22 protein-coding genes and 1 riboswitch are annotated in these 21087 nt (G+C 59.7%); of the genes, 11 read left to right on the top strand and 11 right to left on the bottom strand.

The window, feature by feature from the left end; translation table 11 throughout:
- Positions 1-72: 72 nt before the first annotated feature.
- Positions 73-387, bottom strand: coding sequence for a DUF1883 domain-containing protein (locus QRN60_RS09155; protein ID WP_060723301.1), 315 nt, complete (start codon positions 385-387; stop codon positions 73-75).
- Between the two features lie 242 nt (positions 388-629).
- On the opposite strand from QRN60_RS09155, the gene QRN60_RS09150 reads away from it, so the two are divergent.
- The 5 genes from QRN60_RS09150 to QRN60_RS09130 all read left to right on the top strand — a co-directional run bounded on the left by QRN60_RS09150 (position 630) and on the right by QRN60_RS09130 (position 7158).
- A complete protein-coding gene (locus QRN60_RS09150) occupies positions 630-2444 on the top strand; it encodes a methyl-accepting chemotaxis protein (RefSeq protein WP_111785085.1) in 1815 nt (604 codons plus the stop codon).
- A gap of 339 nt (positions 2445-2783) precedes the next feature.
- A complete protein-coding gene (locus tag QRN60_RS09145) occupies positions 2784-4067 on the top strand; it encodes an extensin-like domain-containing protein (RefSeq protein WP_060723299.1) in 1284 nt (427 codons plus the stop codon).
- 479 nt (positions 4068-4546) lie between these two features.
- Entirely contained in the window at positions 4547-5368 is an 822-nt protein-coding gene (locus tag QRN60_RS09140) for a sulfite exporter TauE/SafE family protein (protein ID WP_060726350.1), read from the top strand.
- Between the two features lie 105 nt (positions 5369-5473).
- A complete protein-coding gene (locus tag QRN60_RS09135) occupies positions 5474-6400 on the top strand; it encodes an ABC transporter ATP-binding protein (protein ID WP_060726423.1) in 927 nt (308 codons plus the stop codon).
- Positions 6397-7158 carry an ABC transporter permease gene (locus QRN60_RS09130; protein WP_003507827.1) on the top strand — a complete coding sequence of 254 codons (762 nt, stop codon included), beginning with the start codon at positions 6397-6399 and terminating at the stop codon, positions 7156-7158. The genes QRN60_RS09135 and QRN60_RS09130 overlap by 4 nt, the downstream gene beginning before the upstream one ends.
- Positions 7159-7172: 14 nt before the next feature.
- On the opposite strand, the gene QRN60_RS09125 is transcribed toward QRN60_RS09130, so the two are convergent.
- From QRN60_RS09125 to QRN60_RS09105, 5 genes are all read right to left on the bottom strand, one after another.
- On the bottom strand, positions 7173-8534 hold the full coding sequence (locus tag QRN60_RS09125) for an IS110 family RNA-guided transposase (protein WP_034498021.1): 1362 nt from the start codon (positions 8532-8534) through the stop codon (positions 7173-7175).
- 292 nt (positions 8535-8826) lie between these two features.
- Positions 8827-9468, bottom strand: a complete 642-nt coding sequence (gene ribB, locus QRN60_RS09120) for a 3,4-dihydroxy-2-butanone-4-phosphate synthase (RefSeq protein WP_060726349.1) — start codon at positions 9466-9468, stop codon at positions 8827-8829.
- A 120-nt stretch (positions 9469-9588) separates the two neighbouring features.
- Positions 9589-9739: riboswitch (FMN riboswitch) on the bottom strand.
- A 159-nt stretch (positions 9740-9898) separates the two neighbouring features.
- A complete protein-coding gene (locus QRN60_RS09115; protein WP_060726348.1) occupies positions 9899-10606 on the bottom strand; it encodes a TIGR02281 family clan AA aspartic protease in 708 nt (235 codons plus the stop codon).
- Complete coding sequence (locus QRN60_RS09110) at positions 10603-10794, bottom strand: DUF1289 domain-containing protein (protein ID WP_003507833.1); 192 nt, start codon at positions 10792-10794, stop codon at positions 10603-10605. Before QRN60_RS09110 ends, QRN60_RS09115 begins: the two co-directional genes overlap by 4 nt.
- 19 nt (positions 10795-10813) lie before the next feature.
- Complete coding sequence (locus QRN60_RS09105) at positions 10814-11599, bottom strand: adenosylcobinamide-GDP ribazoletransferase (protein ID WP_129565010.1); 786 nt, start codon at positions 11597-11599, stop codon at positions 10814-10816.
- A 152-nt stretch (positions 11600-11751) separates the two neighbouring features.
- On the opposite strand from QRN60_RS09105, the gene cobT reads away from it, so the two are divergent.
- Entirely contained in the window at positions 11752-12786 is a 1035-nt protein-coding gene (cobT, locus tag QRN60_RS09100) for a nicotinate-nucleotide--dimethylbenzimidazole phosphoribosyltransferase (protein WP_129565009.1), read from the top strand.
- Positions 12787-12794: 8 nt separating this feature from the next.
- Complete coding sequence (locus QRN60_RS09095; RefSeq protein WP_003507839.1) at positions 12795-13199, top strand: diacylglycerol kinase; 405 nt, start codon at positions 12795-12797, stop codon at positions 13197-13199.
- Positions 13200-13238: 39 nt separating this feature from the next.
- On the opposite strand, the gene pdhS2 is transcribed toward QRN60_RS09095, so the two are convergent.
- Entirely contained in the window at positions 13239-14774 is a 1536-nt protein-coding gene (pdhS2, locus tag QRN60_RS09090; RefSeq protein WP_080866256.1) for a two-component system sensor histidine kinase PdhS2, read from the bottom strand.
- Positions 14775-14881: 107 nt separating this feature from the next.
- Here pdhS2 and QRN60_RS09085 point away from each other — a divergent pair, with 107 nt between their 5' ends.
- The 4 genes from QRN60_RS09085 (at position 14882) to QRN60_RS09070 (ending at position 17914) form a co-directional block, all read left to right on the top strand.
- Positions 14882-15475 (top strand): thermonuclease family protein, encoded by a 594-nt coding sequence (locus QRN60_RS09085; protein ID WP_003507843.1) that lies wholly within the window; start codon positions 14882-14884, stop codon positions 15473-15475.
- Positions 15468-16112, top strand: coding sequence for a uracil-DNA glycosylase family protein (locus tag QRN60_RS09080; protein WP_165000595.1), 645 nt, complete (start codon positions 15468-15470; stop codon positions 16110-16112). The genes QRN60_RS09085 and QRN60_RS09080 overlap by 8 nt, the downstream gene beginning before the upstream one ends.
- Before the next feature lie 70 nt (positions 16113-16182).
- A complete protein-coding gene (locus tag QRN60_RS09075; protein ID WP_003507846.1) occupies positions 16183-16671 on the top strand; it encodes an Lrp/AsnC family transcriptional regulator in 489 nt (162 codons plus the stop codon).
- Between the two features lie 277 nt (positions 16672-16948).
- Positions 16949-17914: an aliphatic sulfonate ABC transporter substrate-binding protein gene (locus QRN60_RS09070; RefSeq protein ID WP_111781116.1), complete on the top strand. Its 966-nt coding sequence runs from the start codon at positions 16949-16951 to the stop codon at positions 17912-17914.
- 172 nt (positions 17915-18086) lie between these two features.
- Here the strand turns inward: QRN60_RS09070 and QRN60_RS09065 are convergent, their stop codons facing one another.
- The 4 genes from QRN60_RS09065 to QRN60_RS09050 all read right to left on the bottom strand — a co-directional run bounded on the left by QRN60_RS09065 (position 18087) and on the right by QRN60_RS09050 (position 21062).
- Positions 18087-18911 carry a class I SAM-dependent methyltransferase gene (locus QRN60_RS09065; RefSeq protein WP_060723280.1) on the bottom strand — a complete coding sequence of 275 codons (825 nt, stop codon included), beginning with the start codon at positions 18909-18911 and terminating at the stop codon, positions 18087-18089.
- 84 nt (positions 18912-18995) lie between these two features.
- A complete protein-coding gene (locus QRN60_RS09060) occupies positions 18996-19262 on the bottom strand; it encodes an usg protein (protein WP_060723297.1) in 267 nt (88 codons plus the stop codon).
- Between the two features lie 169 nt (positions 19263-19431).
- Positions 19432-20262 carry an ABC transporter permease gene (locus QRN60_RS09055; protein ID WP_003507864.1) on the bottom strand — a complete coding sequence of 277 codons (831 nt, stop codon included), beginning with the start codon at positions 20260-20262 and terminating at the stop codon, positions 19432-19434.
- Entirely contained in the window at positions 20259-21062 is an 804-nt protein-coding gene (locus QRN60_RS09050) for an ABC transporter permease (protein ID WP_003507866.1), read from the bottom strand. The genes QRN60_RS09055 and QRN60_RS09050 overlap by 4 nt, the downstream gene beginning before the upstream one ends.
- Between the last annotated feature and the right edge of the window lie 25 nt (positions 21063-21087).

Raw genomic sequence — 21087 nt, 5'->3', positions numbered from 1 at the left:
CTTAAGAAAAAGATTCAGGCCGTTGGCAAAAAGAGTCGCAAAACCGCGGTAACTCACTGTTTTTAAATAAGATCAGGATGCCTTGCGATGTGGTGCTGCCTGCGGCTGCGCGGGCAGCATCTTGACCGAGGATTCGGCGAGGCCGCTATGGCCTTCGGCGTCGATGACCAGATGCCAGTGTAACGTCTCTGGAATGGCGAGGCGGATCGGCGATTTTTTCGCGACGCCGCCGAGATATTTGAAGTCGAGCAATTCGGTAAAACGCTGGAAATTCGCCCCCGTCATCAGCCGGACATTGTTGACGGCCGACAGGGATACTTCAATGACCGTGCCGGCCCGAAGTTCCTTCAGGTCATAATGCGTATAGCGAAAATTGGGCCGTGCCATCGCGCGCCTCCCTGCAGTGTAATTTCGGTCAAGGAGGATAGGGGCGGCAGGGTTAACGCTGTCTTTAAATGCCGCCGGCCGGTTTGAAAATTCACGCTTTTTGTACCGGTTTGGAATGGCGGTGCGAATTAATGTGAGCATATAAGAATAATACCAACGTATAATATGTGTATTTAATAATAATAAATTTTTTGCCTTTAACATCGGCTGGTCGAAGTGCATCAGCGACGTTGAGGGGGAACATGAAAAACGTAACAATATCTATGCGCTTGTATGCGCTCGTCGCATTGTTTCTGGCAATACTGGCCGCGGCTCTCACATTCAGCCTGTTTGAAAGCTACCACGAAATGGAGCGCGAACGGAAAGCCGGGCTTGCGGCAATGAACGAAACCGCTGTTGCCATTCTCGATCAATATTACCGGCTGGAGCAGGGCGGAAGCCTGACGCGGGAGGCGGCGCAACAGCAGGCCAAGACGACCATTGCGGCAATGCGCTACGGCAATGGCAGCGGCTATTTCTGGATCAACGACATGCATCCGAAAATGGTGATGCATCCGATCAAGCCCGAGATGAACGGCACCGACCTTACCGCCAACAAGGACCCGAACGGCAAGGCGCTGTTCGTCGAGTTCGTGAATACGGTCAAGGCAGGCGGCAAGGGCTTTGTCGATTATTACTGGCCGAAGCCCGGTGCGCCGGAGCCGGTCGAGAAATTCTCCCATGTCGCCGGTTTCGCCCCCTGGGGATGGATTGTCGGCACCGGTGTTTATGTTGACGATCTTGAAGCGGTGTTCTGGCGCGACGTCTATTTTAATGGCGGTCTTTGTGTCGTGGCCGGCCTTCTGGTTGTCGGCGTGGCCGCAGCCGTCGTGCGCAGCGTGACCCGGCCGATCGATCTCATCCGCCAGAGCATGCGGCGCATCGCCGATGGTGACGGCGCGGCGGATATCCAGTTCGCTGACCGTCGCAATGAAATCGGCGCGATTGCCAAGACGCTGCTGGTACTGCGCGACAGCGTCAATGAGCGCAGCGCGCTGCAGGCCCGCGAGGCCGACCAGCAACGGGCGCTGGAAGAAGCGCGGCACGGCAACGAGATGGTGCTTCGTTCCGCATCCGAGCGGCAGGCCCATGCCATGGAGCAACTGGGCAATGCGCTCGAAGCGCTTGCCAATGGCGATCTGACCGTTTCGCTTACCGATATCGGCACGGACTATGAAAAGCTGCGCATGGACTTCAACCGTGCCGTCGGCGCATTGCACGGTGCGATCGAGGCCATTGCCAGGACCGGCCATGTCGTCAATGACAGTGCCTCTGATATCAGCGGCGCGACCGGCAATCTTTCCCGCCGGACCGAACAGCAGGCGGCGGCGCTGGAGGAGACGGCAGCCGCTCTCGACGAAATCACCGCCACGGTGCGCACCGCTTCCGAGCGGGCCAACGAGGCCCGGCAGATGGTGCAGGACACGAAAACCAGCGCCGGCCGCTCGGGCGAGATCGTGCGTAATGCCGTCGACGCCATGGGCCGCATCGAGGACTCTTCCAAGCGCATCGGGCAGATCATCTCTGTTATCGACGAGATCGCTTTCCAGACCAATCTTCTGGCGCTGAATGCCGGTGTGGAAGCGGCGCGTGCGGGCGAGGCCGGGCGTGGTTTTGCCGTGGTGGCGCAGGAAGTTCGCGAACTGGCGCAACGTTCTGCCAATGCAGCCAAGGAGATCAAGACCCTCATCAACCGTTCGGCGGAGGAGGTCGGCGGCGGCGTCGCACTCGTGCGCTCGACAGGTGATGCGCTGGAGGAGATCGTGGCGCTGGTCAACCGTGTCGATGGCCATGTCAACTCCATCGCCACGGCCGCGCGCGAACAGGCGACCGGCCTGCAGGAGATCAACACCTCCGTCAACCACATGGACCAGATGACCCAGCAGAACGCCGCCATGGTGGAAGAAACGACGGCGGCCAGCCAGACGCTCGCCGAGGAAAGCCGCCAGCTGCGCTCGCTGCTGTCGCGTTTCGAACTTGGAAATGGGGTTGCGCGCGAGGTTTCACGGGCCGCGTGACATATGCGTTTGGGTAAAGTGGAGGGCGCGGCCATGGCTGCGCCCTTAGATGAATGAGAAGCTTTTCCAGCACTCGACGTCATTCTCGGGCTTGACCCGAGGATTCATTCCTCGTGCGGCTCTTGATCCTCGGGTCAAGCCCGAGGATGTCGGAGGAGAGGTTTCAGCGTTTATGTCGTGACCTTCGACGCGATTTCGGTCGTGCCTTCTTCATTTGCAGCGTCATGCAACAACCAGGTTCGTTATTTCCCGTAACCAATAAGGTTTCGTTTACCTCATTTCTTTAAAATTTATCCTGTATTGCCGCGAATAGCGGCCGCTGAAGGTACAGGTTCTCGTATGGCGTATGTTTCCCTTCCGCGTCGTCTTGTGACGTTGCTGATGATTTCCACGGTCATGGTGTCGTGTTCGGCGGAGGGCCTCGTGCCACCGGCGGAAGTGGACGGCACCACGCGCGTCAGCGCTATCCGCTCCTCGCGGCAGCAGGGTTACAGCGCGCCGGCGGGTGCCGTGTATCAGGCGGAGCGGGTCGGGCAGGGCGGTGACTATCCCGCGGCCATTTCTCAGCCGATGCCGGAACCTTACGCCTCGCAGGATCCCCTGCTGCAATCGCCGCAGGGCGGGCAGGGTTATTCGACACTCGATTCCCAGCATCAGGCGCGCATGGCGGCCAGCGGCCATACCACTGTGCCGGCGCAGACCATGCAGAGCCAGACCATGCCCGCGCAGCAGATGACCGGCAACCAGATCGCTGAAGGCGAAGGCGGCGTGAACATGGATTCCATGCTGGGTGTGGAGCCGGTCCGCGGACTTGCCGAAGAACAGGATGCGGAGATTGCCGAGGGTGCTTCCGCGCAGCCGGTGGTGGATGGCATCGGCACGGATAATCCCATGGCCGTGCCTCCGGCCCGCCAGCCGCAACGGGCCAGCCAGTCGCGGCTCATCCCGCCGCCGCCGCTCGGCTCCTCCTCGCGCCGCCAGCCGGTGGAGGAAGTCGCCATGCTCATGCCTGATAATCCGATGGCGGGCGGTGGGCCGCAAAGCAACCGCTCGATGCCACCAGGCGTCATGCCATCTTCCGAAGTTGCCTGCCGCTCCGAACTGCGCCGCCTCGGCGTTGCTTTCCGGGACGTTGCGCGCATTGCCGATGGTCCGACCTGCGGTATCGATTATCCGATCGAACTCAGCGGTCTCGCCAGCGGCGTCGCCATCCGCCCGGCCGTGAAGCTCAATTGCCAGGTCACGCTTGCCTTTGCCAAATGGGTGAAGTTCGAACTCGTGCCATCCTCGCGCTTCCGTTATCTCTCCGGCGTTGGTCGCATCACGCCGATGGGCGGTTATTCCTGCCGCAAGATGAATTCGCGTTCCAGCAATCCCTGGTCGGAACATGCGCGCGGCAACGCCATCGACATCGGCACCATCACGCTGAAGAACGGCAAGGAAATCGACGTGCGCAGCAAGAGCTTCTTCGCCTTCCGCGAAAAAGCGCTGCTGAAGGCGGTGAGGTCCGACAGCTGCAAATATTTCTCGACCGTTCTCGGACCGGGCAGCGATCCCAACCACTGGAACCATTTTCACTTCGACCTGCGCACGCGCAAGTCAGGTTACAGGCATTGTGACTAGGAGACGCGAAAGGCGTGATTGGGCGGGGCGATAGTCGGGCCGCTTTTAGACGCTCGCTATAATGCGTCATGTTTGCAACTTCCGCCATTCCGGCCTTGAGCCGGAATTCAGCCAGCTGAAGTCCTTGAGCTGAAAGGAGCCTTGCCGCCGCGCCGACGCGCGTTGGCCGGATTCCGGCTCAATGTCGGAATGACGGAAGTGTGGATTCACTTTCCGGAATTCCAACTCTTCTGTCACATTCCCACAAAAAAAGACCGGCCCGAAGGCCGGTTGAAGAAGACAGCCTTATCGGGGGGATATCGGCGTCTTTGCAAGGGCATGCAATGGGAAAACGATCCCATGGAGTGGTCCATCCGGCGCGGATATGCGGCAAAAGACATCGCGCCGTACTGACCTGCGGCCAACATGGCTTGCCGCGCTCTTCTGATACGCTATGAGGGTCACATGTTTGTGACAACGGCCTTCGGGAGCCTGCCTTTATGCCCCCTGTTTCAGAGCTGATGGTCTTTGCGGCGGCGCTTGCGGTAGCGGGTGTGGTCGCCGGTCTTCTGGCCGGCCTGTTCGGCATCGGCGGCGGCGCGGTGCTGGTGCCCGTCTTCTACCAGGTCTTCGGGCTTCTGGATGTGCCGGAGGCGGTGCGCATGCATCTCTCGCTCGGCACGTCGCTTGCCATCATCGTGCCCACCTCCATCCGTTCGTTTCTCACGCATCGTCAGAAAGGCGCTGTTGATATCGATCTGCTGAAGGGCTGGATCGTTGCCGTACCGCTCGGCACCATCCTCGCATCCGTGGTTGCCGCCTATGCCTCCAGCGTTGCACTGCGGCTGATCTTCGCTTTCATCGCGCTCGCGCTCGCCTTCCGGATGATCTTCAACCGGGCGAGCTGGCATCTCGGTTCCGACCTGCCGCAAAACCCGGGCCGCTTTCTTGTTGGCACCGGCATCGGGCTCTTTTCCGGCCTGATGGGCGTGGGCGGCGGGGTGATGAACAACACCTTCATGACGCTCTATGGACGCACGATCCATCAGGCGGTGGCCACCTCTTCCGGTGTCGGCGTGTTGATTTCTCTGCCGGGGCTTCTGGGTTACATCTGGGCCGGCTGGGGCGATGCGGGCCTGCCGCCGTTTTCCACCGGCTTCATCAACTGGATCGCCGTGGTGCTGCTGATCCCCATCACGCTTGTCGTTGCGCCCTATGGCGCTCGGCTCGCCCATGCGCTCAGCAAGAAGCAGCTGGAGCGGGCCTTCGGGGTGTTTCTGGTCTTCGTCGCAGCGCAGTTTTTCTATAGCGTCTACGGCTGATTTTCCGTCTCTGCCGAACGCAGTGTTCGGTCCGCTGGGGTGGCATTTGCAACCTCTGCGGTCTATATGGCGTTCATCTTACTCGGTTTTTCGAAAGAATTCGCCATGAATGCCATTGTTTCGATACGGAATCTGACAAAATCCTACGCAAACGGCTTTCAGGCGCTCAAAGGTGTCAGCCTCGATATCAGGGAGGGGGAAATCCTTGCCCTTCTCGGCCCGAACGGCGCCGGCAAGACGACGCTGATCTCGATTGTCTGCGGCCTCGTCAATCCGGGTGAAGGTTCGGTGCTTGTCGGCGGGCATGATGTGGTGAAGGATTTTCGCCAGACCCGCGCCCTGATCGGACTTGTGCCGCAGGAATTGACGACCGACCAGTTCGAGACGGTGTGGAACACCGTCAGCTTCTCGCGCGGCCTGCACGGGCAGAAGAAGAACCCGGAACTGATCGAGCGCATCCTGAAATCCCTGTCGCTCTGGAACAAGAAGGACAATATGCTGCGCGAGCTTTCCGGCGGCATGAAGCGGCGTGTGCTGATCGCCAAGGCGCTGGCGCATGAGCCGAAGGTTCTGTTCCTCGACGAGCCGACCGCCGGCGTTGATGTGGCGCTCCGCCGTGACATGTGGAACGTCGTGTCCGAGCTGCGGGCCAAGGGCGTCACCATCATCCTCACCACGCATTACATCGAGGAGGCGGAAGAAATCGCCGACCGCGTGGGCGTCATCAATGGCGGCGAATTGCTGCTGGTGGAAGAAAAGACGGCGCTGATGAAGAAACTCGGCCGCAAGCAGCTTTTCCTAGAACTCGCCCAGCCGGTGGAGCAATTGCCCGAAAGCCTCGCGTCCTTTGGTCTGACGCTTTCCGAAGACGGTTGCACTGTCACCTATGAAATCGAGGATAATGGCGAGCAGGGCCGTATTGCCGATGTTCTGAGCGCCCTTTCCGCCGCCAACATCCATTTCAAGGATATTTCAACGCGACAGAGCTCGCTTGAGGATATCTTCGTTTCGCTGGTGGGAGGCCAGAAATGAATTTCGAAGCCATCAAGGCCATCTATCTGTTCGAAATGGCACGCACGCGGCGCACCCTGCTGCAGAGCGTGGTCTCGCCAGTCATCTCCACCTCGCTTTATTTCATCGTCTTCGGAACCGCGATCGGTTCGCGGATTCAGGAGGTTGGCGGGGTTTCCTACGGCGCGTTCATAACGCCCGGCCTCATCATGCTGACGCTGCTGACGCAATGTATCGGCAACGGCTCCTTCGGCATTTATTTTCCGAAATTCACCGGCACGGTCTATGAGATATTGTCCGCGCCCGTATCGATGACGGAAATTGTCGCCGGCTATGTCGGGGCGGCGGCGACCAAGGGCCTGATGATCGGGACGATCATCCTGATAACAGCCACCTTCTTCGTGGATATCACCATCGCTCATCCGTTCATGATGGTGCTGTTCTTCGTGCTGACGGCTGTCAGTTTCAGCCTGTTCGGCTTCATCATCGGCATATGGGCGACGAATTTCGAGCAGCTGAACCTCATCCCCATGCTGGTGGTGCCGCCTTTGACCTTCCTTGGCGGCAGCTTCTATTCCATCGACATGCTGCCGCCCTTCTGGCAGACGGTCAGCCACTTCAATCCGGTGCTTTATCTCATCAGCGGTTTCCGCTGGAGCTTCTATGAGATCGCCGACGTCAATCCGATCATCAGTCTGGCGATGATCACGCTGTTTCTGGCGCTCTGCCTCGGTGTTGTCAGCTGGATGTTCAAGACGGGGTATCGGTTGCGGAACTGATCGGAAAAGCTTTCCTAAGAAACACATTCTGCAGCAATCATGGGTTCGAGTTGATAGCCCAGAGACCGGGCGCGGCGCTGGAGGTTGGCAATGACGCGGCCTCGGTGTCGCTCGTCATAGGCCGCAGCGCCTGGATCGCGGTATATCACTCGAAACCGCAGTGCATTATAGAACAGGACTGCAATCTTGCGTGCCGTCGCTGTCACCGCTTTCTGCTTTCCGATACGCCCGGCCAACCGGCGGTAAAACGCACCGAGGGCAGTGTCACTTCGCCCGATCGTGGTTGCGGCCAATCGCAACAGTGCCGCCGCTCGACTGGACGACCGACGTGTTCGCGATGATAGAACTTTGCCTCCCGAGATCTTGTTGCCCGGGGCGAGGCAGAGCCATGATGTAAAGTGCTTGGCGGTTGGCCATGCCCGCAAATCCGTTCCGCACTCGCCGATGAGCTTGAGTGCGAGCGAAGAGCCGAGGCCGTGAATCTGGGTCAAATCTGCTCCCGTAAGGCCGTATAGTGCGGCTCGGACATCGAAGGACGGCGCATTCGTCTGCTTGGTCTTCGTCCGGATTTTTGGCAGCGGCGCAAGCGGGGCTTCAGGCTCGGCGGTCATGGAAGCAATCGATGCCTCCAGCTTGCGGTCGCATTCAATCATCTTTAGCTGATAGAAGTCGTAAAGCTGCAGCGATTGGGAAAGCGCAAAAACATGCTCATCACGATCGTTACCGATCAGCGATGCTCTGATCGTGTCGACAGAGGAGTGGCAGCGAACATCGCGCAATGATGCCAGGACGTCGGGATCGCGCTCGCCGGCGACAATCGCCCGTATGATCTTCATGCCTGTTACGCCGGTGATGTCGGAGACGACATGATGGAGCTGCAGGTTCATCTCCATCAAGGCCTTCTGCATATGCTGGATATGGGCGGCCGCATACTCGACCAGCCGTTCTCGCTGACGCAGATAGGCACGCAGCGTTGCGATCTGGGCATTCGGCCGAAAGCTTCCGCGCAGCAGGCCATAAGAATGCAGCTGGCGCAGCCATGCCGCATCATTGACGTCGGTCTTCCGCCCCGGGACGTTCTTCGCGTAGCGTGCATTGACCAGGATCACCTCAAAGCCGTGCTGCTCCAGGATCTCGAATGCCGGTATCCAGTAGACGCCGGTCGATTCCATCGCCACGCTTGTGACGCCACAGGATCTGAACCAGGCGGCGAGATCATGCAGGTCATGGGTGAAGGTGCCAAAGGCTCGGATTGGCATATCGTCGCTGTTCGGATTGACGGCCGCCATGTGCATCGTGGACCCGATGTCGATAGCAGCTGCGCCGGGGTTCATACGGGTGAGGTTCTGCGGCGCGGATGATTTTGTCTTGGGCATGGCTTCTCCTCCTTCGGTTCAGGAGGGGCTGGCCTGTGCAAGTTCGTCATTTTCCTAACCGGGATCGCCGTCGAAGCCGCGTCACCACTCTCAAGTTCGCAACAGCCCATGTGCCACGTTTTTTAACGGGGTCGAAAGCCTCCAATAAGCAGTCGGCAACTCCCCTCCGGCCGGAAGCTTAGCACGACCTGTTTCTACAGCGCACAGGCGGACCAAAGCCCGTGATCGTTTTTTAAAATTTAACGCCCGGTTTGCACCGGGCGTTTTCGTATTCACAACAAAGAAGCGCAGATCAGGCGACCTGCTTCTGCACTACGTCCTCGACAACCTCGCCCTTGAGGTAAGAAACGAGATCCTTGATCGTCACGACGAGCAGGCCGTGGCGTTCGGCAAAGACTTCGAGCTGGGGCAGGCGGGCCATGGTGCCGTCGTCATTGGCGACTTCGCAGATGGTGCCGCAGGGGAATTTGCCCGCAAGACGGCAAAGATCGACGGCCGCTTCGGTATGGCCGGTGCGGCCGAGAACGCCTTGCGGGTTGGCGCGCAGCGGGAAGATATGGCCGGGGCGGGCGAAGTCTTCGGGGCGTGAATCCTCCGATACCAGCGCGCGTACGGTCTTTGCCCGGTCGGCGGCGGAAATGCCTGTCGTGGTGCCCGGAATATAGTCCACCGAGACGGTGAACGCTGTCTTGAGGGATTCGGTATTGCGCGACACCATCAAGGGAATGTCGAGGGCATCCAGTCGCTCGCCCGGCATGGCGACGCAAATCAGCCCGCGCGCATGGTTCATCATGAAGGCGATCTGCTGCGGGGTAATGCTGTCGGAGGCGGCGATGACATCGCCTTCGTTTTCGCGGTCTTCGTCGTCAACGACAATCACCATCTCGCCACGGGAAATGGCTTCGATGGCGTCTTCAATTCTAGCAATGGTCATTTTCTTTCAAGCCTTTCAAGGGTTATGCCGTTTTGCGGCATTTTCGCGCTTCGAGAAGCGCCAAATATCCCTTGGGCGAACAATGCAATGCGAAGCCAGCTCACGCGCCAGCGTCCTATGCCTTGTCCTCTTCCATCCGGACTATACCGTCGGCTCCGGCCTCTCACCGGATCTGCTGACCTTCCGGCTTTGGAGACCGGAAGCGCTCGCGGGCTCCGGGAAAAATCCCGATACCGCCGGTGGGGAATTGCACCCCGCCCTGAGAACAAGGCCAACATAAATTATCAAATGGGAAGTAATCAAGGGGCAATGGCCCGCCCATTGCCCCTATGCGCGAAAAGAATATCCCCGTTGCGGTCGCATTGGGGTATTTCCTTTCCGGGGCCAATGGCTCGGGAAAACCGCAGAATGAACCGCAAAGGGCAGGGGGTTACCGGTCGCGCAGCCGCAGTTCATCGGTCTGCATCTGCAGCGAACCGAGCGTCGACAGGAAGCTCATGCCGAGCAGGCTCTGGCCCAATTGGCCATCCTGGGCGACGAGGGCCGGGATGTTGCGCCGCACGATCGGGCCAATGCTGATTTCCGACAGGGTGACGGGAGCTGCCGCCGTGCGGCCATTCGCAGTCATGACCGGTACGGTATAGCGGAGGTTTGTGGTGTCGATGCCGATTGCGGCGGCATCTGCATTGGCGAGCACCACCGAGCTTGCGCCGGTATCGACCAGCATGTGGATCGTCTTGCCTTCGAGACCGACATTCGCCTCGAAATGGCCGCTCATCGATTTATGCAGCACGATTTCCTGCTCGCCGCCCGATGTGGTGACCACCACGGCGCGGCCGGGTATCAGGCCGCCCAGCAGTCGATCGCCGAAGGATTGCAGATCGTAGCGATAGAGATAAAGCGAGACGAGGCCGAGAATGATGACCAGCCAGACGGCGAGCTGGCGGATGACGGTGCCGAAACTGCCGCGGCTTCCGGCCAATATGCCGGCGGACAGGAGAGCGGCAATGGGCAGAAGATAGAGAACATGGGCGAATTGATCATTATCGATGCCGAGCGTTCGCCCACCGTCATGATTGATGAGCAGCAGGCCAAGGCCGACGGCCAGCAGAAGGAGAACGATGGTCAGCCTGTTCATGCGGTATGCGTCTCCTTGGCGGTCTTGGGCAGGTTTGCCAGTCTTTGCGGCAGCAACCGCATGATCTCGCGGCGCTTCTCGTCGCTATACCCTGCCCAGCCGCCAATTTCATCCAGCATTCGCCCACAGCCGATGCAGAGGCTGCTGGTTTCATCGAGGCGACAGATGTGGATGCAGGGTGTTTCCATGATGATTTATATCAGGCCGTCATGCTGCAAGGGCAAGGGCGACAAGAATCACGATCTCCGTGATCTGCTGGCAGGCGCCGATGGTGTCGCCGGTATGGCCGCCGATCTTCCTGTCGCAGAGCCTGCCGAAAAGCATGGCCGCCAGAAAGGCTGCCGCCAGCACAAGGGCAATCGACAGGAGCGGCAGGGCGTGCAGCGTAAATAGTATGAAAAGCAGCAACCCGATCACAAGCGCGATGTTGCGCTCGCTTGTGCCCGGCTGACCGGCGCTGGCGGCGATGCCGGAGGTTTTGGCGGCGGGCAGGGACTGCCAGTGCCAAACCATCAGGGCGCGGCTCATGACAAGCACAGCGATCAGGGCGGCGGCGGCGGTTTTTGCCGGCAGCGTCTCAATGAGCGAGGCGAGCGCGGTGGCGCGAAGCGCAAAGGACAGGATCATGGCGATGGCGCCATAGCTGCCGATGCGGCTGTCCTTCATGATCTCAAGCATTCGCGCCTTGTCCTTGCCGCTGCCGAAACCGTCGGCCATGTCGGCCAGGCCGTCTTCGTGCAGCGCCCCTGTCACGAGCGCCGTCAAGCCGATGACAAGCCAGCCGGTGAGCTGGGGAGAGGCGTCGAAGGCCGCAAAAACCACAACGAGGAAAGCGGCGGGCAGGGCGATCAGCAGACCGGCGGCGGGAAAGGCGCGGGCAGTGCGGCGCATCGACACACTGTCGGCATCATCAAAAAAACGCGAGGGAACGGGCAGGCGGCTCAGAAAGGCGAGGGAATGCATGACATCTGTTATAAAATCCCCGGCCTTCATGCTCTCTCCGTTGCAGTTGCTGCATTTCCGGTTGTTCCGCGGCGCATCCGCGATTATGAGAGGCGCAACAAAGACCGATTTGCCGGAAAACACAAGTTCCGGACGCATGAGCCGATGCGACAGCCAACCCGACGACGAGAAAGACAGATATCATGAGCATGAGCGGATTGCCCTTCGACGATTTCCGCGCGCTGCTGCGCGAGCTTCCCGGCCCGGACACGCACGCGCTTGTGGCGGCCAAGGAGCGCAATGCGCAGCTGACCAAGCCTGCCGGTTCGCTCGGACGTCTCGAAGAAATCGCCATGTGGCTGGCTGCCTGGTCCGGCCGTTCTCCGGCCGTCACCCGTCCGCTGGTGGCGATCTTCGCCGGCAATCACGGTGTTACCCGGCACGGCGTTACGCCTTATCCGACATCCGTGACCCAGCAGATGGTGGAAAATTTCGCGGCAGGCGGTGCGGCGATCAACCAGATCTGTGTCGCCAATGATCTTGGCCTGAAAATCTTCGATCTGGCGCTCGATTACCCGACCGGCGACATTACCTGCGAACCTGCGCTCTCGGAGCGCGACTGCGCCGCGACCATGGCCTTCGGTATGGAGGCGATTGCCGGCGGCACCGATCTTCTCTGCGTCGGCGAAATGGGCATCGGCAACACCACCATTGCGGCGGCGATCAATCTCGCGCTTTATGGCGGCACGGCAGAAGAGTGGACCGGTCCGGGCACCGGCTCGGAAGGTGAGGTCATGGCCCGCAAGATCGCGGCGGTGAAAGCTGCCGTGGAATTCCACAAGGACCACCTGTCCGATCCGCTGGAAATCATGCGCCGTCTTGGCGGACGCGAGATCGCGGCGATTGCCGGCGCCATCCTCGCCGCCCGCGTGCAGCGTATTCCCGTGCTGATTGACGGTTATGTGGCGACGGCCGCTGCCGCTCTTCTCAAGGCCGCCAATCCTTCGGCGCTCGATCATTGCCTGATCGGCCATGTCTCGGCCGAGCCCGGTCATCTGGCCGCCATTGAAAAGCTCGGCAAGACGCCGCTGCTGGCGCTTGGCATGCGGCTTGGCGAAGGGACGGGGGCAGCACTTGCCGCCGGCATCGTCAAGGCCGCTGCCGCCTGCCATTCCGGCATGGCGACGTTCGAAGCGGCGGGTGTGGACACCCGCATCAGTTCCCGCACCGATCATTGAGGCTGAAGATGGACGTGACGCCGCAAAAGAAGCAACCGGAACCCGTCTTTCGCAAGGAAAAAGGCTGGCGGCATCTTTTGGCCGCCGCCCGCTATTCCGTGCAGGGGCTTGGCCGGCTGTGGCAGGAAGCAGCGTTCCGGCATGAGGTTCTTGCCTTCGGCGTCGGGCTCGCCCTGCTTCTGGTCGTGGGCGCGCCGTTTGCGCATCTTCTCGTCTTTACGGTGCTGATGCTGCTTCTTTTCTCGGTGGAGGCGCTGAATACCGCCATCGAAGAGTTGGTGGATCGCATTTCGCCGGAAATCTCCTCGGTCGGGCGGCATGCCAAGGACCTCGGTTCCTTTGCCGTCTTCTGCCTGTTGATGGCGAACGGATTTTTCGTGCTGTATTCGCTGGTGACGACGCTGTTCCTCTAAGCGGAGCGCCTCCGCTTTTTTGGCTAATGCTCAGGGTTTTCAGGCGAAGGACCGCCGGCGCGGCTGGATGGCGTGGGTTTCCTCCACGGCCGGCAGGCTCTGCAGCACGCGTTTTGCCGGCAGGATGGCGATGCCTTCGGTGCCCTCGCGCAGTTTCGATTTCAGGATGAACTGGCCGTCATGCTTGGCGAGAATGGCCTGAACGATGGGCAGGCCAAGACCGGTTCCCTGTTCGGCGCTCTTGATCGCGATCGAGCCCTGACCGAAGGCCGACAGCACCACGGGAATTTCATCTTCGGGTATGCCGGGGCCATTATCCCTGATCGACACATATTGGCCGCCGCCCGCGGTCCAGCCGGCTTTCACGAGGATTTCGCCGCCCTGCGGCGTGAATTTCACGGCGTTGGAAAGCAGGTTGAGGATGACCTGGCGAATGGATTTTTCATCGGCCCAGACCTGCGGCAGGCTGTTTTCGAACTGCTGGGAAATCCTGATATTCTTGGCGCGGGCGCGAAGCTGGATCATGCCGATGCAATCCTCGGCGATTTCCAGCATCGAGATCGCTTCTTCGTTGAGGTCATAGCGGCCGGCCTCGATGCGCGAGAGGTCGAGGATTTCGTTGATGAGATCGAGCAGGTGCTGGCCGGAGCGGTGGATATCGCCGGAATATTCCTTGTAGAGCGGGTTGTTGAGCGGGCCGAGCACTTCTGACGCCATGACCTCGGAGAAGCCGAGAATGGCGTTGAGCGGGGTGCGCAGCTCATGCGACATGGAAGCGAGAAAACGTGATTTGGCCAGATTGGCCTCTTCGGCGCGGCGTCGCGCCTCATCCGAAACCGAGTTGGCGACTTCGAGCTCGGCGATAAGGTCGTCCTTTTCCGTCTGGGACGACAGGAGCTTGACGCTGGTCTGGTAGAGCCGGCTGGTGATGCGATGACAAAAGAGGATCGCCATGCCGAACATCAATGCAAGGCCGACATCGAATGGATCACGAGAGATGGCCGAGGTGACGCACAGCGCCGCCATAACCGGCAGGAATGTCATGAAAGTCGCCCGCCGCAGCATGAAATTGGCCATGGCGGTCAGCGAAAGCGCGATCAGCAGCGTTGCGCCCTTGAAGAAGAGAACAAGCGTCGGGTCGTTGCGCACCGGTTCGGCCAGTGCGAACATGGCCCATGCGCAGCCGATGAGGATCTGCATGCCGAGGAACAGATTTTTCCAGTGCTGGAGGTTTTCGGCGGTGATCTCCTGTTTCGCCGCTTTCTTGGCCAGCACCAGAGCGATGGCGTGGAAGCTGAGCGCAATCAGCGACCAGATGATCAGCCCGATGTCGCGGGTGATATAAAGACCGATGACGGAGGCGAGCACGATGAAAAGCGGCATGAACATCGCGCCCTGAAGGGTTTCGGCGATGTGCATGGTCAGCATTTCGCGTTCATAGGCTTCGGTTCCGCCAGCACCCTGTTGCAGGCGTTCACGTGTCGTCTTCACCGTGTCGAAGACCGCCTTGTTGCGATGCTTTTTCGACCGGTCGACGATGATCTTGTCGGTGGACGTGCTGACGCTTTTACTCATTGTTACAACGCGGGTGACATGAACCCTTGCAGACTACGCGCAAAATCTTAAGAAGATGCTGCCGTTAAAGGATTTGTTTGCCATTTCTGACAAGGGTTTGTTGTTACATGAGACGAAATGGAGGCAAAAGCAGGCGTTTTTCGGCATTTCGCGATGGCGGGCTTTTTCTCGCCACGGTTTTTCTCGGTATTCTGATCGCGGCCAAGCTCGATCAGATCAACAGCGAAACCTATAGCGGCCGCTTCTTCGTGATCGATGGCGATACGCTGTCAAAGGGTGAGGAACGTTTCCGGCTGCTCGGTATCGATGCGCCGGAGCTTGCGCAGACATGTCTGCGCGGCAGCGAAAGCTGGCCGTGCGGCGAGGAGGCGCGCCGTGTCCTGCAACGGCTGGCCCAGCCGGCGGATTTTTCCTGTTCCGGCAGTTCCAGAGACCGTTACGGGCGGCTGCTCGTCTATTGTTCCGCAGACGGCAGGGATGTCTCATCGGAAATGGTGTCGGCGGGTTTTGCGGTCGCATCAGGTTATTTCCAGTTCTCAAGCGAGCAGTCGGCGGCGCGCAGGGAGGCGCGCGGCATCTGGGCGGGAGAATTCGAGAAACCATCGCAATGGCGGCGGGAACACCGTGCCGCGGATCTGGAAACGCCGCCGGCGGGTTTCCTCACCATTATCCGCCATCTTCTGGGATGGGACCATGGTTGAGCTAGCGCTGGTGCGTGATGATGGGCTGGACGGGTTGCGCGGCGAAATCGCCCGCTGTCGTCTCTGTCGCGATATGCCGATCAACGGAATGGCTGATCGCCTGCCGCACGAACCCCGGCCGGTGGTCGTCATGTCGACCAAGGCGCGTATCCTGATTGCCGGGCAGGCGCCGGGGCTTCGTGTGCACGAAACGGGGTTGCCCTTCAACGATGCCTCGGGTGACAGGCTGCGCCAGTGGCTTGATGTCGATCGGCAGACTTTCTACGACCCGGATCGTTTCGCCATCGTGCCCATGGGCTTCTGTTTTCCCGGTTATGACGACAAGGGCGGCGACCTGCCGCCCCGGCGCGAATGTGCGCCGCAATGGCGTGAGCGGGTAATAATGGCCATGCCGCAGGTGGAGCTGATCCTCGCCATTGGCCAATATGCGCAGGCCTTTCACCTGGGTGGGAAGCGGCGCAAAACCATGACTGAAACGGTGCAAAACTGGCGCAGCTATCTTCATGCCAATTCCGGTCCCGCCATTTTCCCCCTGCCGCATCCGAGCTGGCGCAACACCGGCTGGCTGAAAAAGAACCCATGGTTCGCGGAGGAACTGCTACCGGTTCTGCGACAACATGTGGAAATGCGGCTTTAGTGAAACAATTTTCTGTTTTTCTGCGAAAATTAGTGTATTGAAAGGAAATTAATTCAGGAGGAAAGACGCATTGGATCGCCTAGACCGTAAGATTTTGCGCATTCTGCAAGAGGATTCCACGCTGGCCGTTGCCGATCTGGCGAAAAAGGTCGGCCTTTCCACGACGCCCTGTTGGCGGCGTATCCAGAAGATGGAAGAAGACGGCGTCATCCGCCGGCGCGTGGCGCTGCTCGATCCGGTCAAGGTCAACACCAAGGTCACGGTTTTCGTCTCCATCCGCACCGCCTCCCATTCCATCGAATGGCTGAAGCGTTTCTCCGAGGTGGTTTCCGAGTTTCCGGAAGTCGTCGAATTTTACCGCATGAGCGGTGACGTCGATTATCTGCTGCGCGTCGTCGTGCCTGACATTGCCGCCTATGACGCTTTCTACAAGCGCATGATCGCCAAGATCGAAATTCGCGACGTGTCCTCCGCGTTTGCGATGGAGCAGATCAAATATACGACCGAACTGCCGCTCGATTACATGCTGCTGGATAATCCGAAATCCGGCGAGGAGTGATCCGCCGCTGGCTGGGTTTTTGATCAATGCCCTTTCCGGCTGCCGGGGAGGGCATTTTTATTGGCGGGTTGCCTTTCCTGCCCTGCCAGGGGTTGATCCTGCCGGAAGGGCCATCCGATAGCGGCCGCCCGGCCACGACAATCTTATTCCGCCCATAACGGCAAATTCGCACATTCAATTCTCTCGGCACTGTCTACGCGCAAACTGGGATTTTGATAAAATCTCTCGAATATCTACGCTTTTACTGTCGAAGGATGGAATAGCGAGGGATATCCATATGCTCACACGACGCGGAACATTGGGACTGATTGCAGGTGCGACCGGGGCGGCGTTTCTGCCGCATATCCGGCGGGCAAGCGCCGCAACCACCACATTGCGGATTGGTTGGCAGAAGAATGGCGTGATAGCGCTTGCGAAAAGCCAGGGCGCGCTCGAAGCGCTGCTGAAAGATCGCGGCATCGAGGTCAAATGGTCGGAATTCTCCTCCGGGCCGCCGCTTCTCGAAGCGCTTGGCGCAGGCGCGCTGGATATCGGCCCGACTGGCGATGTGCCGCCGCTTTTCGCGCAGGCCGCCGGCGGCAATCTGCGTTACGTCGGCACCTACAAGGCGGCGGCCGGCGGATCGGCTATCCTCGTGCAGAAGGATTCGCCGCTGAAGGCGCTCGAAGACCTGAAAGGCAAGAAGGTTGCCTTCAAGCGCGGCTCCAGCGCCCACAACGTCACGGTCAAGGCGCTGCGAAAGGCCGGATTGACCTTGAACGACATTACCCCAGTCGATCTTGCGCCGCCGGATGCGGCCGCCGCCTTCCGCAGCGGCAGCATCGACGCCTGGTCGATCTGGGATCCCTATTTCGCGGTGGCGGAAAAAGAGCCGACAACACGGGTTCTCTCGACCGCCGAAGGCATCGTCGATCCGTGGAGCTACTTCCTCGCCAACGGCGATTTCGTCGAGACCAATCCCGATCTCGTGCCGCTGATCCTCAAGGAACTGGCGAATGTGGGTGCGAAGGCGCAGGCCAATATCGATGCAACGGCAAAATCGCTGGCGTCGATCACCGGCGTTCCCGAGGATGTCACCAAGGTCTCGCTGACACGGCCGGGAGCCGATCTCGGACGGGTCTCGCTGGTTCCGGATGAAGCCATTGCCTATCAGCAGGCACTTGCAGACGAATTCTATGATCTGAAGATCGTGCCGAAGAAACTCAAGGTGGCGGATATCGTCTGGCGTCCGAAGGCGAGTTGAGAGGGCGGGAAAATTGAGTCTCTTCAACCCGCTGGCGGATGTTGCTGAGAGCTTGATTCAGGCAGGAGCCGTGTTCGCCATATATAGGGCGAGCGCGTGCTGCTTGTTTCTTCTCCCCGCCGGGGAGAAGAAAGGTGCCGAGATGTCGGGGGCATAAGCCTCCGATGTCGCATCAGCCCTTGAGCTTCGCAATCACCAGATGACCGGGCGTCGGATTGCCGTCCTGCATGCGCACGTTGATGTCGGTCACTTCGAGAACCTCGAAACCGGTCGCGGCCAGTCTTTCGCGGACATAAGTTTCCGCATGGGCGAAACGCTGGTGCGGGCCGACCATATAGGGGCGTCCGGCGAGCGTCGCTTCGGGCAGAGTTTCCGACGAGAAGATCAGCAGGCCGCCGGCATTGAGGTTTTCGGCAGCGCCGAAAAACAGTGGCTCCAGCGCGCCGAGATAGGGCAGCACGTCGGTGGCGGTGATGATGTCGAAGGGCTCGTCGTCATTATCCTCGAGAAAATCCTCTGCTTCGGCGACATAGAGCGTCTCGTAAAGGTCCTTCTCATGGGCGATCTCGACCATGTTTTCGGAAATATCAATGCCGGTGATATCGTCGGCCATATCGCGCAGCGCTTCGCCGGTGAGGCCGGTGCCGCAGCCGAGATCGAGCAGGCGCTTGAAGGGGCCGAGGTTCAGCGTCTGCAGCCGCTGGCGCACCATCATCGGCACGGCGTAACCGAGCTGCTCGACAAGAATATCCTCGAAAGCTTCGGCATGCTGGTCGAACAGGGTTTCGACATAGGCATCAGGTGCTTTCGATGGCTGTTCGCCCCGGCCCATGGCGGCGATGCGAACGGCCGCGCCGCCGTGATCGTCCGGATCGATGGCGAGAACTTCCTCATAGGCCTTCACGGCCGCATCCACATCGCCTGATTTTTCAAGCGCGAGTGCGCGGTTATAGGCCTCGGCAAGCGCCTCTTCGTCGATTTTCTGGTTCTTCGTCATCGTGCCTTATCCGTCAGCGTCTTCAGTTGAAGTTTGCTGTAAGCCGCATCGGGGACGGGCGCAATGTTTATGTGGCGCGATGGCTCAGTGGAGGATGAACTCCCCTTTGAGCGCGCGCCACTCCTGCGCCGAGATCACCTGCCGGTGCACGTAGCGGACGGAGTGCAAAGGCCCGTCGAGCTTTTCCTGCCAGAATTTGAGGAACCCGTGCATTTCGGGGAAATCAGGGGCCAGATCATAGTCCTGCCAGACATAGGTCTGGAGAACCAGCGGATGGTCCGGCAGGCGATAAAAAATCTGGGCGGTGGTGAGGCCGTAGCCTCTCAGCATCATTTCCATGTCCTTGTTCATGACGGCGGTTCCCGTTTCCATGATTGCCGATCACAGCATTGCCGCTGTATCGAATATGGGAACACGACATGGTTAATCCAAGCTTGCCAGGGACATGGATTGTCATAAAATAGTTATATTTTTCAAAATGTTAGCAGCCTTCCTTGATGAGTGCTGCCAACTTTTCCGCTTAGCGCTTGAGATGGCGCGTCAGGCGGGCCTCCAGCCATGCCCAGACATGTCTCAGCGTTTCGACGATCGTCAGGTAGAAGATCGCCGCCCAGAGATAGGCCTGATAATCGAAGGTGCGGGAAAAGGCGTAACGCGTCTGCCCCATCAGGTCGAAGACCGTGACGATGGAGACCACCGCCGAACCCTTGATCATCAGGATGATCTCGTTGCCATAGGGACGCAGCGCCACGATGAGCGCCTGCGGCAGGATGACCTTGCGGAAGGTGATGAGTTTCGACAGGCCGAGCGAGGCGGCCCCCTCGTGCTGGCCGCGCGGCACGCTGCGGATCGCGCCGCGCAGGATTTCGGCCTGATAGGCGGCGGTGTTGAGAGTGAGCGACAGGAGGCCGCAATACCAGGCCTCGCGGAAGAACCACCACAGGCCGACGGTCTCCAGCCCCTGGCGGAAGCTGCCGAGGCCGTAATAGATCAGGAAAAGCTGCGCCAGAAGCGGTGTGCTGCGAAAGACATAGACATAGGCATAGGCGAGTGCGCCGATGACGCGGTTTTCCGACATGCGGCCGAAGGCGATCGGCACGGAAAGAATGGCGCCGAGAATGATCGAGCTGCCGACCAGCGTGATGGTGGTGATGAGACCATCGATGTAACGCGGCCCGTAACGCCCGAATTTATCCCAGTCCCAGCCTTCGATCATGGCGAAGATCAGCCCGGCGGCGAGCAGCAGCCAGAGCGTGATGACGGCGATGCCGACGATGCGGGAAATATTGAGCGGCTTGTCCGCTACCGCCGGGGCAGGGCGCGCGGGAATGAGTTCCTGAACATGGCTCATCGGCTTACCTCCGACTTGCGCGACCAGCGATCGATGAAACCGATGCCGATGGACGAAAGCAGCGCGAGAATGAGATAGAGCAGGCAGGCGATGCTGTAAAAGAAGAAGGCTTCCTTGCTGACGCGGGCGGCGATGCCGGTCTGGCGGATGATATCGGCAAGGCCGATGATCGAGACGTAGGACGTGTCTTTCAGCAGAATGACCCAGAGATTGGTCATGCCGGGCAGGGCGATGCGGACGAGTTGCGGAATGATGATGAGCACCATGGTGCGGCCGCGGGAAAGACCAAGTGCGGCACCTGCCTCATATTGCCCCCTGGGTATGGCCTTGAAGGCGGAGAGCAACACTTCGGAAGCATAGGACGAGAACACCACCGACAGCGCCACCATGCCCGCCACGAAAGCGTTGATCTCGACCGGGCCGGTGATGCCGATATAACCGGCCACCGATTGCAGCAGCATCTGGATGCCGTAATAGACGATGAAGAGCGTCAGGAGTTCCGGCAGACCGCGGAAGATGGTGGTGTAGATACCGGTCGCCAGCCGCAGCGATTTTTCTTCCGATTGTGCAGCGAGCGCGATGAGAAAACCGATCAGCAGTCCGACGGGCAGGGTGGCAAGCGCCAGCGAGATCGTGACCTTGACGCCGAAAGCGATCTCATCGCCCCAGCCAGCATCGCCGCAGGCGACCAGGGTGCCGTTTCCGAAAAGCGAGAAGAGACCGACCGGCCCGCAGAAGGGATCGAGAAGTGTCGAGACATAGGTCCAGAACGCACCTATGGCGGAAAATGCTCCGCTCATGCCAGTTTTCCCCTGCGGTCTTAAG

The sequence above is a fragment of the Agrobacterium sp. CFBP2214 genome (assembly GCF_030209895.1).
Lineage (GTDB): Bacteria > Pseudomonadota > Alphaproteobacteria > Rhizobiales > Rhizobiaceae > Agrobacterium > Agrobacterium radiobacter.
The sequence above is the reverse complement of the archived record's forward strand: the minus strand, read 5'-3'. Positions and strand labels throughout refer to the sequence as shown.

What these genes read in the sequence shown, in the direction of transcription:
- QRN60_RS09140 (WP_060726350.1), top strand. Translation starts at nt 4,547, where the DNA reads ATGCCCCCTGTTTCAGAGCTGATGGTCTTTGCGGCGGCGCTTGCGGTA.
- QRN60_RS09070 (WP_111781116.1), top strand. Translation starts at nt 16,949, where the DNA reads ATGCTCACACGACGCGGAACATTGGGACTGATTGCAGGTGCGACCGGG.
- QRN60_RS09150 (WP_111785085.1), top strand. Translation starts at nt 630, where the DNA reads ATGAAAAACGTAACAATATCTATGCGCTTGTATGCGCTCGTCGCATTG.
- QRN60_RS09105 (WP_129565010.1), bottom strand. Translation starts at nt 11,599, where the DNA reads ATGAAGGCCGGGGATTTTATAACAGATGTCATGCATTCCCTCGCCTTT.
- QRN60_RS09095 (WP_003507839.1), top strand. Translation starts at nt 12,795, where the DNA reads ATGGACGTGACGCCGCAAAAGAAGCAACCGGAACCCGTCTTTCGCAAG.
- QRN60_RS09050 (WP_003507866.1), bottom strand. Translation starts at nt 21,062, where the DNA reads ATGAGCGGAGCATTTTCCGCCATAGGTGCGTTCTGGACCTATGTCTCG.
- QRN60_RS09060 (WP_060723297.1), bottom strand. Translation starts at nt 19,262, where the DNA reads ATGAACAAGGACATGGAAATGATGCTGAGAGGCTACGGCCTCACCACC.
- ribB (WP_060726349.1), bottom strand. Translation starts at nt 9,468, where the DNA reads ATGACCATTGCTAGAATTGAAGACGCCATCGAAGCCATTTCCCGTGGC.
- QRN60_RS09080 (WP_165000595.1), top strand. Translation starts at nt 15,468, where the DNA reads ATGGTTGAGCTAGCGCTGGTGCGTGATGATGGGCTGGACGGGTTGCGC.
- QRN60_RS09145 (WP_060723299.1), top strand. Translation starts at nt 2,784, where the DNA reads ATGGCGTATGTTTCCCTTCCGCGTCGTCTTGTGACGTTGCTGATGATT.
- cobT (WP_129565009.1), top strand. Translation starts at nt 11,752, where the DNA reads ATGAGCATGAGCGGATTGCCCTTCGACGATTTCCGCGCGCTGCTGCGC.
- QRN60_RS09130 (WP_003507827.1), top strand. Translation starts at nt 6,397, where the DNA reads ATGAATTTCGAAGCCATCAAGGCCATCTATCTGTTCGAAATGGCACGC.
- QRN60_RS09065 (WP_060723280.1), bottom strand. Translation starts at nt 18,911, where the DNA reads ATGACGAAGAACCAGAAAATCGACGAAGAGGCGCTTGCCGAGGCCTAT.
- QRN60_RS09115 (WP_060726348.1), bottom strand. Translation starts at nt 10,606, where the DNA reads ATGAACAGGCTGACCATCGTTCTCCTTCTGCTGGCCGTCGGCCTTGGC.
- QRN60_RS09135 (WP_060726423.1), top strand. Translation starts at nt 5,474, where the DNA reads ATGAATGCCATTGTTTCGATACGGAATCTGACAAAATCCTACGCAAAC.
- QRN60_RS09055 (WP_003507864.1), bottom strand. Translation starts at nt 20,262, where the DNA reads ATGAGCCATGTTCAGGAACTCATTCCCGCGCGCCCTGCCCCGGCGGTA.
- pdhS2 (WP_080866256.1), bottom strand. Translation starts at nt 14,774, where the DNA reads ATGAGTAAAAGCGTCAGCACGTCCACCGACAAGATCATCGTCGACCGG.
- QRN60_RS09125 (WP_034498021.1), bottom strand. Translation starts at nt 8,534, where the DNA reads ATGCCCAAGACAAAATCATCCGCGCCGCAGAACCTCACCCGTATGAAC.
- QRN60_RS09110 (WP_003507833.1), bottom strand. Translation starts at nt 10,794, where the DNA reads ATGGAAACACCCTGCATCCACATCTGTCGCCTCGATGAAACCAGCAGC.
- QRN60_RS09085 (WP_003507843.1), top strand. Translation starts at nt 14,882, where the DNA reads ATGAGACGAAATGGAGGCAAAAGCAGGCGTTTTTCGGCATTTCGCGAT.
- QRN60_RS09155 (WP_060723301.1), bottom strand. Translation starts at nt 387, where the DNA reads ATGGCACGGCCCAATTTTCGCTATACGCATTATGACCTGAAGGAACTT.